Origin of the sequence: Arthrobacter sp. R4 (assembly GCF_051365025.1) — a bacterium.
GTDB lineage: Bacteria > Actinomycetota > Actinomycetes > Actinomycetales > Micrococcaceae > Arthrobacter.
Genome location: NZ_JBLWIJ010000017.1, coordinates 84,628 through 100,242 on the forward strand (window position 1 = coordinate 84,628; position 15,615 = coordinate 100,242).

Annotated in this window: 18 protein-coding genes; 9 read left to right on the forward strand and 9 right to left on the reverse strand. The window is 62.3% G+C overall.

All coding sequences use genetic code 11. The annotated features are described in order from the left end of the window. Window positions 1-209: 209 nt before the first annotated feature. The 8 genes from ACLKOZ_RS11955 (at window position 210) to ACLKOZ_RS11990 (ending at window position 5,462) form a co-directional block, all read left to right on the forward strand. Entirely contained in the window at window positions 210-1,160 is a 951-nt protein-coding gene (locus ACLKOZ_RS11955) for a P1 family peptidase (RefSeq protein WP_436475276.1), read from the forward strand. A gap of 168 nt (window positions 1,161-1,328) precedes the next feature. Next, entirely contained in the window at window positions 1,329-1,550 is a 222-nt protein-coding gene (gene infA, locus ACLKOZ_RS11960) for a translation initiation factor IF-1 (RefSeq protein ID WP_009358723.1), read from the forward strand. 69 nt (window positions 1,551-1,619) lie between these two features. After that, window positions 1,620-1,733 carry a 50S ribosomal protein L36 gene (gene rpmJ, locus ACLKOZ_RS11965; protein WP_009358722.1) on the forward strand — a complete coding sequence of 38 codons (114 nt, stop codon included), beginning with the start codon at window positions 1,620-1,622 and terminating at the stop codon, window positions 1,731-1,733. A gap of 176 nt (window positions 1,734-1,909) precedes the next feature. After that, window positions 1,910-2,284 (forward strand): 30S ribosomal protein S13, encoded by a 375-nt coding sequence (gene rpsM, locus ACLKOZ_RS11970; RefSeq protein WP_028275004.1) that lies wholly within the window; start codon window positions 1,910-1,912, stop codon window positions 2,282-2,284. Between the two features lie 51 nt (window positions 2,285-2,335). Beyond that, entirely contained in the window at window positions 2,336-2,737 is a 402-nt protein-coding gene (gene rpsK, locus ACLKOZ_RS11975) for a 30S ribosomal protein S11 (protein ID WP_018769149.1), read from the forward strand. Between the two features lie 132 nt (window positions 2,738-2,869). Further along, entirely contained in the window at window positions 2,870-3,880 is a 1,011-nt protein-coding gene (locus ACLKOZ_RS11980; RefSeq protein ID WP_131131310.1) for a DNA-directed RNA polymerase subunit alpha, read from the forward strand. 66 nt (window positions 3,881-3,946) lie between these two features. After that, window positions 3,947-4,531 carry a 50S ribosomal protein L17 gene (rplQ, locus tag ACLKOZ_RS11985; RefSeq protein ID WP_436475280.1) on the forward strand — a complete coding sequence of 195 codons (585 nt, stop codon included), beginning with the start codon at window positions 3,947-3,949 and terminating at the stop codon, window positions 4,529-4,531. 31 nt (window positions 4,532-4,562) lie between these two features. After that, the gene (locus ACLKOZ_RS11990; RefSeq protein ID WP_337346881.1) at window positions 4,563-5,462 is read left to right on the forward strand and encodes a tRNA pseudouridine synthase A; all 900 of its coding nucleotides are present in this window, start codon (window positions 4,563-4,565) and stop codon (window positions 5,460-5,462) included. Between the two features lie 6 nt (window positions 5,463-5,468). Here ACLKOZ_RS11990 and ACLKOZ_RS11995 read toward each other — a convergent pair whose 3' ends face one another. After that, window positions 5,469-7,136, reverse strand: a complete 1,668-nt coding sequence (locus tag ACLKOZ_RS11995) for a sensor histidine kinase (RefSeq protein WP_337346882.1) — start codon at window positions 7,134-7,136, stop codon at window positions 5,469-5,471. 259 nt (window positions 7,137-7,395) lie between these two features. Between ACLKOZ_RS11995 and ACLKOZ_RS12000 the strand changes: the two genes are divergently transcribed. Continuing rightward, a complete protein-coding gene (locus ACLKOZ_RS12000) occupies window positions 7,396-8,175 on the forward strand; it encodes a response regulator transcription factor (protein ID WP_337346883.1) in 780 nt (259 codons plus the stop codon). Window positions 8,176-8,208: 33 nt separating this feature from the next. Here ACLKOZ_RS12000 and ACLKOZ_RS12005 read toward each other — a convergent pair whose 3' ends face one another. The 8 genes from ACLKOZ_RS12005 to ACLKOZ_RS12040 all read right to left on the reverse strand — a co-directional run bounded on the left by ACLKOZ_RS12005 (window position 8,209) and on the right by ACLKOZ_RS12040 (window position 15,562). After that, on the reverse strand, window positions 8,209-8,673 hold the full coding sequence (locus tag ACLKOZ_RS12005) for an Hpt domain-containing protein (protein ID WP_436475283.1): 465 nt from the start codon (window positions 8,671-8,673) through the stop codon (window positions 8,209-8,211). Window positions 8,674-8,759: 86 nt separating this feature from the next. Continuing rightward, window positions 8,760-9,644, reverse strand: a complete 885-nt coding sequence (locus tag ACLKOZ_RS12010; RefSeq protein ID WP_337350857.1) for a type II secretion system F family protein — start codon at window positions 9,642-9,644, stop codon at window positions 8,760-8,762. Between the two features lie 7 nt (window positions 9,645-9,651). Continuing rightward, complete coding sequence (locus tag ACLKOZ_RS12015) at window positions 9,652-10,584, reverse strand: type II secretion system F family protein (protein ID WP_436475285.1); 933 nt, start codon at window positions 10,582-10,584, stop codon at window positions 9,652-9,654. Window positions 10,585-10,590: 6 nt separating this feature from the next. Next, a complete protein-coding gene (locus ACLKOZ_RS12020; RefSeq protein ID WP_436475287.1) occupies window positions 10,591-12,144 on the reverse strand; it encodes an ATPase, T2SS/T4P/T4SS family in 1,554 nt (517 codons plus the stop codon). Beyond that, entirely contained in the window at window positions 12,145-13,341 is a 1,197-nt protein-coding gene (locus ACLKOZ_RS12025; RefSeq protein WP_436475289.1) for an AAA family ATPase, read from the reverse strand. It lies immediately after the preceding gene. Then, window positions 13,338-14,108: a Flp pilus assembly protein CpaB gene (gene cpaB / locus ACLKOZ_RS12030; protein ID WP_337350861.1), complete on the reverse strand. Its 771-nt coding sequence runs from the start codon at window positions 14,106-14,108 to the stop codon at window positions 13,338-13,340. Before cpaB ends, ACLKOZ_RS12025 begins: the two co-directional genes overlap by 4 nt. A 42-nt stretch (window positions 14,109-14,150) precedes the next feature. Next, window positions 14,151-15,182 carry a pilus assembly protein TadG-related protein gene (locus ACLKOZ_RS12035; RefSeq protein WP_436475291.1) on the reverse strand — a complete coding sequence of 344 codons (1,032 nt, stop codon included), beginning with the start codon at window positions 15,180-15,182 and terminating at the stop codon, window positions 14,151-14,153. After that, the gene (locus ACLKOZ_RS12040; RefSeq protein WP_337350863.1) at window positions 15,170-15,562 is read right to left on the reverse strand and encodes a TadE family protein; all 393 of its coding nucleotides are present in this window, start codon (window positions 15,560-15,562) and stop codon (window positions 15,170-15,172) included. The genes ACLKOZ_RS12035 and ACLKOZ_RS12040 overlap by 13 nt, the downstream gene beginning before the upstream one ends. Window positions 15,563-15,615 lie beyond the last annotated feature (53 nt).

A 15,615-nucleotide genomic window follows, 5' to 3' on the forward strand; every position in this document is an offset into this window, starting at 1 on the left:
TCAACAGCCGGTTTCCGGCATACGCGGATATGTTGTTCAACCCTTCCCGGGCCGTTTACTGACTGTTGTCTATCGGATCGCCCAGCGTTTGCTTTGGAATCCGGCGTTGCCCCCGTCCCCTGCCCAACCAGGTAGCAGCAGATGTCGTTTTGAGCCCTCAAAACGACATCTGCTGCTACTTAGTTGGGTGAGGGGGAACAATGGAGCCCATGGGAGCCATTACTGATGTGCCGGGAATCCGGGTGGGCCACCAGCAGAAGTCCGACGGCGGCTGGTTGAGTGGTGTGACGGTGATCCTGCCGCCGCCGGGTACGGTCGGTTCCGTGGACGTCGGCGGGGGAGGCCCCGCGACCCATGAGACCGACGCACTGGACCCCACCACGCTGGTGTCCGCCGTGGACGCGGTGGTCCTGACAGGCGGCAGCGCCTACGGGCTGGCCTCTGCCCACGGCGCCCAGCGCTGGTGCGAGGAACACGGCCGAGGATTTGCGGTTCCCGGCGGGGTGGTCCCCATCGTTCCCGCCGCAGCTATTTTCGACCTGGGCCGCGGCGGTGACTTCAGTGCCCGCCCCGACGCCGGGATGGGTTACGCCGCCACGGAAGCCGCCGCTGGCCAGGAGGAAGGGCACGACGTCGGACGCGGCAATGTGGGCGCCGGCACCGGCGCGGTCATCGCCAGGACCTACAAAGGGGGAGTGGGCACCGCATCGGTAACTCTGGAGAGCGGTGCAGTTATCGGGGCACTTGCCGTAGTCAACGCGCTGGGTCTTCCGTATGCGGCGAATGCCGCTGGCGGGCGTGAGACCCAGCCCGGGGTGCCGGAAGCCCCCGGACCCAACACCACCCTGGTTGTGGTCGCCACCAACGCCGTGCTTGATGTGGCCGAGTGCAAGCGGACTGCTTCTGCTGCCCAGGCCGGAATCGCCCGGGCGCTGGACCCTTCCCACACGCTGGCTGATGGCGACACCGTCTTCTGCCTCGCAACAGGCACCGTTGCGCTGGACCGCAGCACCGAAACTGCCCGGCAGATTAGCCTCATCACGCTGCAGAGTGCGGCAGCCGACGTCGTACGATTAGCCATTTTGGATGGAGTGGACAGGGCGGAGGCGGTCTCAACTCCGGCAGCTGAATATAGTGCGTACCGGCGCGCAGTGCGCTAACATGGCTGGATTTAACATTCGCCGCAAAGTGGCGTAGTGTTGCTTGTTGGTTGTCTGCCCTGCTGTGCCCTGTTTGGGGCCTGAGGTGATAACCGATCCAACAAAAACGTTCGTGGTCTTGTCCGGTGCAATCCGGCAGGGCTGCGGCAACAACAGTTAGCGGAGGGTATGGCCAAGAAGGACGGGGTCATTGAGATCGAGGGCGTTGTGACTGAGGCGCTGCCCAATGCGATGTTTCGCGTTGAGCTCACCAACAAGCACATCGTTCTGGCACACATCTCAGGCAAGATGCGCCAGCACTACATCAGGATTCTCCCTGAGGACCGGGTAGTGGTGGAACTGAGCCCTTATGACCTCACTCGGGGTCGTATCGTCTACCGCTACAAGTAAATTCTGGGCAGCCCCGGCAAGAGCCGAAGGCCGCTCCAGTTGACCAACTGCCACACGCAAAGGAATGCCATGAAGGTCAAGCCGAGCGTCAAGCAGATCTGCGAAAAGTGCAAAGTGATCCGCCGTAATGGCCGGGTCATGGTGATCTGCGAGAACCCGCGCCACAAGCAGCGCCAGGGCTAATTTCCTTCCCTGAAGGAAACCCTGGGTTGCTAACCCACGCAAGTAAATAAAGGCAGCACAAGCTGAATTGGGACGCATGAGCCCGGACAGCTAACCCCCGGTCGGAGGCTGGGGCCGCACAGAACGTGCGGGTGTACTGCCTACGACCTCCGGTTTATTCAAGGAGTACTGCCACTATGGCTCGTCTCGCTGGCGTAGACATTCCCCGCGAAAAGCGGTTGGAAATTGCGCTTACTTACATCTACGGCGTGGGCAAGACCCGTGCACACGAAACCCTGGCTGCCACTGGCATCAGCGCTGACGTCCGTGTTAAGGACCTCACCGATGCTCAGCTGGTTGAGCTGCGTGACTACATTGAAGGCAACTACAAGGTTGAGGGTGACCTTCGCCGCGAAGTAGCAGCTGATATCCGCCGCAAGGTAGAAATCGGCAGCTACGAAGGTATTCGCCATCGCAAGGGCCTGCCAGTGCGCGGACAGCGTACGAAGACGAACGCACGTACCCGCAAGGGTCCGAAGCGCACCGTTGCAGGCAAGAAGAAGGCTCGTTAAATCCCTCGGGATTGACTCGTCTTCCCCCAATAACTTTCTGTAGGAGAAATAATGCCCCCGAAGACTCGTGGCGCGGTTCGCAAGCCGCGTAAGAAGGACAAGAAGAATATCGCGCTTGGCCAGGCGCACATCAAGAGCACTTTTAACAACACCATCGTTTCCATCACGGATCCGAATGGCGCTGTTATCTCTTGGGCTTCCTCAGGTGAGGTTGGCTTCAAGGGCTCGCGTAAGTCCACCCCGTTCGCTGCCCAGATGGCTGCCGAAGCCGCTGCCAAGCGCGCACAGGAGCACGGCATGCGCAAGGTTGACGTTTTCGTCAAGGGACCGGGCTCCGGACGCGAAACCGCAATCCGCTCGCTGCAGGCCGCTGGCCTGGAGGTTGGCTCCATCCAGGACGTCACCCCCGCAGCGCACAACGGCTGCCGTCCGCCGAAGCGCCGCCGCGTCTAAGGCTTTTACAGCAGCAGGAGCTTGCCCGGACCGTAGATGGTCCGGGCAGGCCCAGCCGCGTTAAGTCTTCAGACCGAATTTCCACCACCTGTGTTGCGTCATATAGCGGATGCTCGCCGAAAGGAAACCTAAGTGCTCATTGCACAGCGCCCCACCCTCTCCGAAGAGGTAGTCTCCGAAAACCGTTCGCGTTTCATCATTGAACCGCTGGAACCGGGCTTCGGCTACACCCTCGGAAACTCCCTCCGCCGTACCCTGCTCTCCTCCATCCCCGGTGCTGCTGTAACCAGCATCCGGATCGATGGCGTGCTGCACGAGTTCACCACGGTTCCCGGTGTCAAGGAGGATGTCACTGAGATCATCCTGAACATCAAGAGCCTGTCGGTTTCCTCCGAGCACGATGAGCCGGTTGTTGCTTACCTGCGCAAGCAGGGCCCCGGAGTCGTCACGGCCGCGGACATCGCTCCGCCGGCCGGCGTCGAATTCCACAACCCGGATCTGCACATTGCCACGCTGAACTCGAAGGGCAAGTTCGAACTCGAACTGACCATCGAGCGCGGCCGCGGCTACGTTTCGGCAGCTCAGAACAAGTCCGGCGATTCCGAGATCGGCCGTATCCCGGTCGACTCGATCTACTCGCCGGTGCTGAAGGTTACTTTCCGCGTGGAAGCAACCCGTGTTGAGCAGCGCACTGACTTCGACAAGCTCATTGTCGACGTCGAGACCAAGCAGGCCATCGCCCCGCGCGATGCGGTTGCTTCCGCAGGTACCACCCTGGTGGAACTCTTCGGTCTGGCCCGCGAGCTGAACACCGCAGCTGAAGGTATCGAGATTGGCCCGTCGCCGACGGACGCTGCCCTGGCAGCCGACATGGCCCTGCCGATCGAGGATCTGGACCTCACCGTCCGTTCCTACAACTGCCTCAAGCGTGAGGGCATCCACACCGTGGGTGAACTCGTTGCCCGCTCCGAGGCCGACCTGATGGACATCCGTAACTTCGGTGCGAAGTCCATTGACGAGGTCAAGGCAAAGCTGGTTGAACTGGGCCTGTCCCTCAAGGACTCGCCTCCCGGTTTTGACCTCGCAGCACGCGCCGCAGCAATTGAAGAGGACGACGCCGCCTTCGGCGACGACGAACTCTAAAACAGATCTTGGCCGGCGGGCACCATGGTGTGCCCACCACCGGCTTCCATATGAGGAGAAACAATTATGCCTACCCCCACTAAGGGTCCGCGCCTCGGAGGCGGCCCGGCTCACGAGCGTCTTATGCTCGCGAACCTGGCAGCAGCACTGTTCGAGCACAAGCGGATCACCACCACGGTGACCAAGGCCAAGCGCCTGAAGCCGTACGCCGAGCGCCTGGTGACTTTCGCCAAGCGCGGCGACCTGGCTTCCCGCCGCCGTGTACTCGGCCTGATCAGCAACAAGGGCGTCGTCCACGAGCTGTTCACCGACATTGCACAGGCAGTGGAAAACCGCGACGGCGGCTACACCCGCATCACCAAGATTGGCAACCGCAAGGGCGACAACGCTCCCATGGCCGTCATCGAACTGGTCCTTGAGCCTGTTTCCGCTAAGCAGGCCGTTGTAGCCGAGGCTACCTCTGCCGCAAAGCGCGACGCCGACAAGAAGGAAGCAGCTGCTGCTGCCCCGGCCGCTGAAGAGGCTCCCGAGGCCGAGGTCGTTGAGACTGAAGCTGCCGAGGCTCCCGAGGCTGAGGCTGCAACCGAAGAGGCCCCGGCCGCTGAGGATGCTCCCGCCGAGGACAAGGCTGAGGAAAAGGACGCGAAGTAATTCGCTGATTCCTTCGCATAGACTTGAGTCTATGAACGACCAAAAACCCGCGGCCCCCGTTTCAGGGGGCGGCGGGTTTTTGCGTATCCGGTTTGATATTTCATACGACGGCGGTCCCTTTAATGGGTGGGCCCTTCAGCCGGGCCTCCGGACGGTCCAGGGCGTCCTGGAGGAAGCCGTTGCGCTGCTCGTGCGCCGGCCCGTCCGCGTGACCGTGGCTGGCCGCACGGATGCCGGCGTGCACGCCCGGGGACAGGTGGTCCATCTCGACCTGACCGAAGCTGAGTGGCTGGCTCTGCCCCGCGGGCACGAACTCGATCCCGCCGTCGCCATGCTGCGCCGGATCCGCGGCGCACTGAGCCGTGGCCTGGGCGACCTCAGCGGGGCTATCGAGGTCCACAGGGTGTCCCTGGCCCCTGAAGGCTTTGACGCGCGGTTCTCGGCCCTGTGGCGCCGTTACAGCTACCGGATCGCGGACGGCCCCGCCCTTTGGGACCCGTTGGAACGCTACTTCACGCTGTGGCACAAGAATCCGCTGGACGTTTCCTTGCTGAATGAGGGGGCCTCCAAACTACTGGGGCTGCAGAACTTCCTCTCCTACTGCAAGCCTCGGGAAGGGGCCACCACCATCCGCGAACTGCAGCGCTTTGAGTTTGCGCGCGGGGAGGACGGGGTGATCGTGGCCACGGTGCAGGCGGACGCTTTCTGCCACAATATGGTGCGCTCCCTGGTGGGCTCGGCCCTGTTCGTCGGGGAGGGCATTGAGGAGCCCGGGTGGCTCTATGACCGCCTCCTCGCCAGGAAGCGGGACGCCAAGTCGGTCCTGGCGGCGCCCCACCCGCTGGTCCTGGAGGAAGTTGCCTACCCGACCGACGGCGAGATGCTGGCGCGGGCCGAACTCACGAGGGCCGTCCGGGAGCACCCCAACTAACGTGCCCTAGTACGTCCGCGGCCCCTCGGCCGGCAGGGTGAGCGTAAACGTGCTGCCCTTTCCGGGGCTGCTGGTGCAGGAAATATCGCCGCCGTGGCCGTCGACGATGGCCTTGGTAATGGACAGTCCGAGGCCTGCCCCCGAGATGGCGGCTTCGCGTGCTGACTCCGTCCGGAAGAACCGGCGGAAGACCTTGGCCGAGTCTTCCGGGGTCATGCCCATCCCGGAGTCTTGCACTTTCAGCCGGACCCACTCGTCCGTGCCTTGGGCACTAATGTTTACCACGCCGCCGCCGGGGGAGTACTTGATGGCATTGGACACCAGGTTGTCCAGGGCCTGCCCGATGCGCAGCGGGTCCGCGTAGGCCCACAAAGGCGAGGGGATATCGGCCACCAGGGAGATGCTGGACTGTTCGGCCTGGGGCTGCGCGGAGCCGATGGTGGTCTCGACGAGGCTTGCGAGGTCCGTGCGTTTAGGGTGCACTTTGAGGGCGGAGGAAGCCGACGCCATGAGGTCGGATACCAAAGCCAGGAGCCTCTCGGAGTTGCGTTGCACAACCTCCAATCGCCGGACGGAGGCCGGGGACGTGCCCTGGACGTCCTCAAGCACGAGATCGATATTGCCCAGGATGGAATTGAGCGGATTCCTGAATTCATGCGAGACGTTCGAGACGAGTTCCTCGTTGGCCGCCAGTGCCTCCACCAGCCCTGTGACGTCCGTGTAGACGATGACAGCGCCACTGAAGCGTCCGCCGTCGTCCATTAACGGACGTGCCGCCGTCGATACGGCGCGCTGGCGTGGCCCCGTGCCGATCCAGACGAGATAGTCCGCGAAGGATTCGCCGTCGATGGCGCGCCGGACGGGGCGCTTGGCGGCGGGCAAGGGGGTAACCCTGTCCCGGGCAAAAATCAGCTGTTGCTCTTCGGCCGTGGTTGGGCTTTCCCGTGGGCCGGAGATCTGCTCGAAATCCCTTTGCCTGTTGTTGGTCAGGAGGATCCCACCGTCCGAGTCCACTGCCACAATTCCGACGTCGGTTGCGTCCAGGATTGTTTGCAGCAGCCGTTCCCTGTCCGTGCTGGCTGCAAGCAATTCACGGAGTTCCGCGTCTTTTTCCTTCAACTGCCGCTGTTGAATTCTCATATGCACGCTCGCGAAGCGAATGGCCAGGGACACTGCGAGCATCATCAGCGGGAAAAGCAGGGTGGATGTGATGTCAGATGCCGTGAGGTTGGGGAACCTGCCGGAGAGCGTGGGGAGCATGATGAGCATCGGCCCGATCACACTCAACACGATGCTGGTGCGCGCCATTAACCCGGAGGCCGAAAGCCAGATGACCGGGAAAATGGCGAGGATAGCCAATCCCGGCAGAAGCGGTGAGGCGCCATTTCGTAGGAGGCCGATCGCCAGCAGGTCCAGGATAGGCACCGCAAGATAGGCTTGCGGGCCCAGCCGCTCCCACGGCGTCACGAAGCATGCCACGAAAAGGATGCCGTGAAGAACCAGGCCCGAGAGATACAACGGGCTGTGCATCAGGGACGGCCAGGCCAGCGGTGTGGCCACCGCCATCGCGGCCACAATCAGCGTCAGCGGCAGTTGGCATAAGGCTACTTGGCCGCGTTGCCCTAAATTCCGGAAATACCGCGCCGTACCACGCTGCAGCAGCCCGTCAGGCATTGGCTTTTTCCGTGTTTGATGACGGATCAAATGCCGCGTTCAGCGTATTTGGCAACGAATTGGTGACGCCCACAGTGCTCAGCCCTCTCTCGGCCCCCAAATGTACGTTTGATGTCATGATAATTGACTTTGCGCAGGTCAATACCGAAAAGACGTGTCATCAGGCCTACATCCTTGTAGCGTAGAGGCAGTTGGAGTGAATACGGCATTGGCGCTGGGCTGATGGGGGGCCGCTTTCACCTGGCATGGGGATATATCAATGGACGATCTTGGAGTAGCGGTAGTCATCGAAGATGATGCCGACGTGCGTAACCTCTTGGAGGGTGTGCTTAGCCAGGCCGGGTTTGAGGTCCATACCGCCTCGGACGGGCGGGACGGCGTTGAAGTGGTCCGGGCCAAGCACGCGAATGTGGTGACCCTGGACATCGGCCTGCCGGATATTGACGGCTTTGAGGTGCTGAGGCGGATCAGGAATTTTAGCGATGCCTACGTGGTGATGCTGACTGGCAGGACGGAAGAACCGGATCTGCTGTCCGCGCTGAACGCAGGGGCGGATGACTACATCGCTAAGCCCTTCCGTCCCCGCGAACTGCGAGCCCGGGTTGCTGCGATGATGCGCCGGCCGCGGCATGAGATCCAGCAGGAGGTTCCCCAGGAATGGGCTTCGGGTACTTTGCCGCCTGCGCCGCTGGCAAACACCGGAGTGCTGCACCACAACGGGCTGGTCCTTGACCATCGGACGCGTTCGGTGGCAATCCACGGTGAACAGCTTGGGCTGACGCGCAGCGAGTTCGACCTCCTCCACGTGCTGCTGCGCGGTGGAGGGGCCGTCTGCACACGCTCGGACCTGGTCAAGGCCGTACGGGGCGATCTCTACGAGGAGGACGCCTACATCAGCGAAGCCGATGAACGGGCAGTGGAAGTCCACATCGGCAACCTGCGGCGCAAGCTGAAGGAAGATCCGGCAGCTCCGCGGTGGCTTCAGACGGTTCGGGGAGTCGGCTACCGGCTGGCGCCGAAACGGCCGGACCAGCGTTAGCTGGGTTGCCCGTGGAACCGGTACGGCCGGGGCCTAACCGTTCTTCAGGATGTAGTTCGCCTGGAGTTCGGAGACGGTCTGGTCCCCGTTTTCCGCCACACTTTCCATGAGGGCCTGGCCTTGGCCAAAGTCGCCCTGCCGAATGACGGATTCCAGCACCTCGGCCAGCCGGGCCAGCCGAAGGCCCCCCACCATGGCGGACGTGATGCGCAGGCTGATGATGGCGTCCAGGGCGGCGGCCCGGTCCTGGTTCTCGACTGCCAGGGCCAGCCGGCTGTACCGCTGGTCCCACATGGCGGCGTAATCACGGGCAAAGCGGAGGGCCAGTTCTGAGCCGTTCAGCTCTTCTTCCAAGTCTCCAAGTACGCCGGCATCGACCAGGGGAAGAAGCTCACCTAATTCCTGCAGGCTTCCAGGATCCGGGATTCCTCCAGCCACGGCGGGCAGGGGAACCGCGGTGGTTCCCTTATCGCCGGAGCCTGTGTCTGGAGTGTGCATGGTTCAAGGCTACTTCCTGATTGTCATTGGGGGTCTGAATTCGGCAGATCCTGTGTAAACCTTGAGAGACCTACCGATGGGTCAAGTTATTGCCCGCTGAACGCAACAACGGCGTTGATGACAGCGGGGCCAAGAATTGCAATGAAGAGCACAGGAAAAATAAAGAACAACAGCGGGAAGAGGATCATCACGGGTAGTTTCATGGCCTTTTCCTCCGCGCGCTGGCGTCGTTTCACCCGCATCACCTTCGCCTGCACCCGGAGTACCCGGCTGATGGCGATGCCGTACTTATCTGCCTGGACAATGGCCTGCACGAAGCTTCGAAGTTCCGGGATGTTGGTGCGTTCGGCCAGGGCCAGGTACGACTCGCGGCGGCTTCTTCCCACCTGCATGTCCTGCAGCGTGCGGACGAGCTCCTCGGCCAGTGGCCCCTTACCGTTCTCGCCGGCGCGTGCCATAGCCCCTTCAAAGCCCAGGCCTGCTTCCACCGAAATCAACATCTGGTCCAGGGTGTTGGCCAGCTCAAGCTGAATGGCCTTTTGGCGCTCCATTCCCTTGCTGTAAAGCATCAGATCCGGGATGAAGTAGCCGAGGACCAGGATGAACAGGCCCGTGAGCTTCATGATGGGTTGCGGGCTGCTGGTGCTGATCAAGATGAACAGCACTCCCCCGAAGAGGCCAAGGACGGGCTTTGCTGCAAGAATGCGGGCCAACGGCCACGCTGTGGGCCGGCCCGCAAGCGACAGAAGCTTGTCGAGCTTCCGCACATAGGCGGGCGGCGTTACCCGGTAGCCGATAGTAGCGAGGAAATTTCCAGACTTTGCTTCCGGTACCTCGGCAGTCCTTCTGCCGCGGGCCAGGATGGCCACTGTGGCGGTGCGGGCCTTGCGATCCACCGAGAGAATGGACCATGCCAGGTAGCCGGTCGGCACGGAGACCAGCAACAGGGAAAACATCACAAGCGGACTCATTGACGCCTCAGAACTTCAGATCGATGATTTTGCGCATCCACAGGCTGCCGATCGTCATGAGGACGAAGGATGCTGCGATCATGCCCCATCCGAGCGGGTGCGTGAACATCGAGTTCATATAGCCAGGGTTCACTGTCATCAGCATCAGCACGATACCGAAGGGCATGGCAATGAGGATGTAGGCGGAAAACTTGCCTTCCGCGGCCAAGGACTTGATGTGGCCCTTGATTTCAGAACGCTCCCGGATGGTTTCGTTCACCTGGTCCAGGACTTCGGCAAGGTTGCCGCCAACTTCGCGGTTGATCTGGATGGCCTGGGCGATCCAGACAAAGTCCTCGTTCCGCATGCGGTAGGACGTGTCAGTCAGTGAGGCGAGCAGGTCGCGGCCCAGGCTGGTTTCGGTAATGACGCGACGCATCTCCTCGGAAGTGGGGCTCAGCGACTCCGCCGCGGCGGCGTCGATGGCACGCAGGATGCTGTGGCCGGCCCGCAATCCGCCAGCGAGCAGTTGCAGAGTATCGCCGAGTTGTTCGTCGAACTTGGCGCGCCGTTTGCCGGCAAGGACTCCCAAAACGAGGTAGCCCACGAACGGCGCCAGGACAACAAGCAGGACGGAGATTGCCGGTACCCCTATGACCAATCCAACCAGTGCGCCGACGATGGAGCCGGCGATGACCAACACCGTATATTCAGTCTGGCTCAACCTCAGCCCAGCATTCTCCAGCGCGTCACGGTTGTAGAGACGGATGTTCCTGGCTTCCAGGAATCGGCCAAGGCCACCCACTGTGGCGTCAGTGAGCCGGGTAAGTCGCGACGGCGGATCCGCCTCATAGGGGCGGCGCCGGTCCAAAGCGACTTCGGGCGTGCGCGGCAGCACCAGTGCCACGCCCAGCAGGATCGGGGCGAGGAACAGCAATGCGGCTCCAACAATGATCAGCATGGAGACCTAGGCCTTTCCGGTGCCGGAAGGGCTCGCAGCAGCCGGACCCGGACTGGCCGGGGTCGCGAAAACAGCGGGCGAGACATGGATACCGAGGTCCTCGAACCGGTCGATGAAGCGCGGCCGGATGCCGGTCGCAACGGGCTTGCCTAGAAAGCGGCCGTGTTGGTCAACGCCGGCGGAATAGTCGAAGACGAAGGCGTCCTGGAGGGTGACGATGTCCCCTTCCATGCCTTGGACCTCGGTAACGTGGGTGATCCGCCGGCTACCGTCACGTAAACGCGAGATCTGAACAATCAGGTTGACGGCGGACGCGATCTGCTCACGGATGGCCCGCAGCGGCAGGTCCATGCCTGCCATCAGCACCAGTGTTTCCAGCCGGGCTACGGCGTCGCGCGGAGAATTGGAGTGGACTGTGGAGAGGGAACCGTCGTGGCCGGTGTTCATGGCCTGGAGCATGTCCAGCGATTCGCCGCCGCGGACCTCGCCCACCACAATGCGGTCCGGCCGCATACGCAGTGAGTTACGGAGCAGTTCGCGGATGGTCACTTCGCCTTTGCCCTCGGTGTTGGGAGGGCGGCTCTCCAGCCGGACCACGTGGTCTTGCTGAATCTGGAGTTCGACGGCGTCCTCGATGGTAACGATTCGCTCGTTGGCGGGCAGAAAGGAAGAAAGGACGTTGAGCAGGGTGGTCTTGCCGGTGCCTGTTCCGCCGGAGACGATGATGTTCAGCTTGGCTTTGACACAGGCATTGAGCAGTTCCGCCATCTCTGGCGTCAGGGTGCCGAAGTCGATGAGGTTCCTGACCGTCAGCGGAACTTTGCTGAATTTGCGGATGGTCAGCGAGGACCCACCAACGGCCAGCGGCGGTATAACGGCGTTGACGCGTGATCCATCCTCCAACCGGGCATCCACCAGGGGTGAGGACTCGTCAATGCGGCGGCCCACTTTCGAGACGATACGTTCGATGACCTTGCGGAGGTGCTCCTCGGAGCTGAAGCGTGAGTCTGCGAGGGTAAGGTGCCCTTTGCGCTCCACGTAGATCTGGTCCATGCGGTTGACCATGATTTCGGTGACCGCGGGATCATCCAGCAGCCGCTGAAGCGGACCGTAGCCCAGGACGTCGTCGGCAACGTCCTGAACCAGACGGGTGCGTTCCTCGGGGGAGAGCGGCACCTGCTCGGCATCGATTATTCGTGTCAGTTCATCCCGGGCTGAGGACTTCAGCTCCTGCTCCGTGATGGACGAGTCGTTGAATCGGGCGCCAAGACGCTCGAACAGCGCCGTCGCTGCCCTTTCCTTGAGGGCGGCGAAGACGTCCACGGGCTGCAAGGGTTTCGGCCGCGTCTCTTCCGGGTGGGCGTGCGCGGTGACGACGGCGGCAGGCGGTGCCGTCGTCGTCGTCCGTTGTTCCGGAGTCTGTTCAAACCACTGCACGCGCTGGGCAGGAACTTCCGCACGCGGCACATCGAGAGTGGCGGCTGAAGCCTTGGCGGAAGCAGGCTGGGAACCTGGCTGCGTCTTTGCCTGGGCCGCGCTGATGCGCTCTGAGAGTTTCATCTAGACCACTACCCTTCGGTGGAGTTTGCGCTGGGATTTTGCCCGCCACTCAGGGTTGAAACGTTCCACGAGCTGGTTTAGCCCCTTGGTTGCCGGGTCCTTCATGGGCTCCTGGAGGACAGGGATTCCGCGGTTGGTGGACAGCGCCACAGCGCGGGACCGAGGGATACTTACGTCCACGGGCGCGCCGATGGTGGATTCGAGGTCTTGGATGGTGAGGCCGGTTTTGGCGTCGGCCATGTTCAGGACCACGTGCCGGGTGTCCGGAAGGACGTCCAGCTGACGGAGGACATCCAGACCTGATCGCAGGCCACGGACACTGGGAATATCCATGCCGCTGACCCACACCACGTCAGTGCACTTTTCCATGGCGGCAAGCCCAACTTCCGGCAGGCCTGGTGCTGTGTCCACTACGACGTATTGGAACTGTTCAGACAGCTGTTCCAGCAACCGGCTGACCTGGTCCGGGGTGATCTCGTCCGCGTCCACGGGCGTTGGGGGAGCGCAAAGCGCGTAGATGCTGCCCGGGTGCACGGTGAGGAACGCTTTGAGGACCAGGGAGTCCTGGCTCGCGGCCGGCGACACCGCGTCCGTGACAGTGTGCTCGGGGTCAAGGTAAAGCCCAGAGGCGACGTCCCCGAACTGCAGGTCCAGGTCCACGATGACCACACTCATGGGCGCTACTTTGCCCAGCCCGATGGCGATGTTGGTGGCGATGGTCGTCTTGCCCACGCCGCCCTTAGGTGAGAAAACGCCGATGACCAGGCCCTTGTTGGATTCCGGTGCTTGCTGCGGCGCCGTTGCACGGTACCGGTGTGCAAAGGACTGGCTGGCGCGCTCCAGGAGCACCCGAAGCTGCGCTGGACCCGAGTGGGGGGAGGCAATGTCCCGGATGCCTGCCCGCATGGCGTGCAGAAGGAAGTCAGGGTCAGGCTCGGCGGCCACAATGACGCTCAGTTCCGGGAAACTGACGTTCAGGACCGTCGCGAACCGGAGTGCGTCGTCCAGAGGGACTTCTGGTCCCAGGACCAGTACTTCAGGATGTTCCTGGTCCAAGCTGGCGAAGAGTTCGTGCGGGTCCGCCGGCAACAGGGTGGTAAAGAAGGTCTGCACGCCCCCATGCAGGCCTCCGGCAACAGCTTCACGGAGGCGGGAGTCAAAGCTGACGTCGGGAGTGATAAGGACAAAGCGGCTCATTTGTAGAGGTCCGACCTGGTCATGACGCGCGGTCCGCTGTCCTGCGCATCGAGCGGTTCCTTGCTGAGCCAGAGGGCAGCGAATTCGGAGGCGAAGACTATCTTGTCTGCATTGATGTCGTTCACGGCAACGGTGACCATAAGCAGACCTGTGGGGAGGTTGACGTCGCGGGGATCCGGTGAGGGTTCCGCACTTGCCGTTGGGGCCGGGTTTGCTACGGCCCCTTCAGGTGCTCGCTGGACGGCGGTCACCAGTGCTTTGTGGATGGACAGTTGTACGGTTTCCTGATCGGCCTTGGCTTCGATCCCGCCACTGGGCATGGTGATGAAGATGCCCACTGTGTCGCCCGCCGCCAGGCGTCCGCCCACGACGCGCTGCGGTTCCAGCTGGAAGGTAACTTCCTGCAGGCCTGCGGGGACAGGGACCGAACCCAGGGTCTTCAGTTCCTCCGGCGAGATGAGCCGCTCTGCGAGCAGTTGCTCGCCGGGGACGAGGTCTGCGGACGTGACCTTCCCGACCGCTCCGTCCAGCGTGTTCAGGGCAGTCTTAGCGACGGCGGTGCCGGGAAGTTCCCGAAGGGCAACCGATGCTTTCAAGGTCTCAGCGGAGGAGCCTGCGGGGACGGCTTTGGTCACGACCAGGACGCCGATCGGGTCCAGTCCGCTGACCGCCCGCTGATCGGCGCCCTGGGCATAGGACACCACGATGACCGCTCCGACGATCGCCAGCAGCACTGCCACCACTCCGGCCAACAAACGTGACTTCACTGACTGCTCCTGTGCATTTCAAAAATCATGGTGTTCTCTGAACTAATAGCTGAGTTCGACGACTGTTGCGCCGTCCGCGTTTATAGGCCCCAAGGTGTAGCCGTCGGCCAAGGAGACGTATTTGACGAAAGTTCCGATGATGCCCCGGCATGGTTCTCTGCATTCCAGGGCTGAAGGGACGTCCGGTGACCTGTTGCGGAAGGTATTGGGAAGGCCTGTGTTGCCAACCTTCCACCCTGCAACCTTGAATGCGGCGAAGGTTGTAAGCCGGAAGACTGCATTTGTGCCGGTGCCGGTCACTGAATCGAAGATGGGCAGCAAGAGGATGACGTCCTTGCCCGCATTCATATCCGCCGCCCAGCCGTTCAATGTCGCCTCACAGTTCGGCGGCGCATTGTTACCGGTGTCTCCACCGGCAGTGCTGGCGGCGATGTCGATGATCGCGCCGCACTGGCCGGGGTTCTGCGTAAGTTCACCGAATCCGCCCTCGACTGCGGCCCCGGACGGCCCGTAATCACAGTCGGGGTTGGCGTTCTTCCCATGCAGCTGGAGAAGCTGCATCACGTCAGTTTTGTTTCGAACCTGGCAAATGGAGACGGTGATAGGAAATGGTGCGGGCCCCTTTTCCGGGCTGCCCCAGCGGACGGTTGCCGGGGCGTTGACCTCGGCCGTATTCATTCCAAAGGCCCGGGCGAAAAAGAGGGAAACTTCATTGGGGGAGTGGCCGGCCTCCTTCGCGGACGCAGTGACTGTCACTGTCCGGGCGGTCTTGTCCAGAACGGTGGACTTGATGTGGCTGAGGCCATCGTTGGCGTTGCCGCTGGTAAGGGATGCGGCAAGGGAAGAAGTTGCAGAGCAGCCCGGATCACTGGCGCTCTTGGCGCACTTTTGGGCGATCGCCAAGGCAGCGGCGTCGGCTCCGTTTCGGAGCTGGGTCCGTTCGGCGTAGAGCATGCCCACATCGACGGCGATGGCGCCGAAGCCTAAAAGTGCCACCAGCATCATGGCGACGATGACGCTCACGGCGCCGCGTTCGCCGTCGTTATAACCGTTGGTTCCTTTCAGCCACCGCATAGCATTGCTCCTTTGCCTGTCATGGCGAACGGGCCGGCTATGCCTGTCATGGTGGACAGGCTGTACGTGATGGTGACGGAAATGCGGTGACCGGGTGCACATGTTGTCGAAGTGGGCGTATCGAGGTTCTTGAATGTGATGTTTGCGTCCGCCAAGCCGGGCCGTAGGGAAGGTGCTGTGCCCTTCGCTGCATTGCGGGCTGCTGGCGCGTTATTGGAGATTGCCATGACCCGGACTCCTTCACGGGCGGCAGCCGAGAGCGACGCCTGCGCGTTGTACACACGGCTGAATTCCATGATCCCTAAGAGCAGCATGACCAGGAGGGGTGCGACGATCGCGAACTCTACCGCAACGGCGCCGCGCTCGGATGCCCTGGACATGGAGAAGCCTTTCGATACGTCAGTTTGTGCTCTGCAAAGCCGAGTGGCGGGGG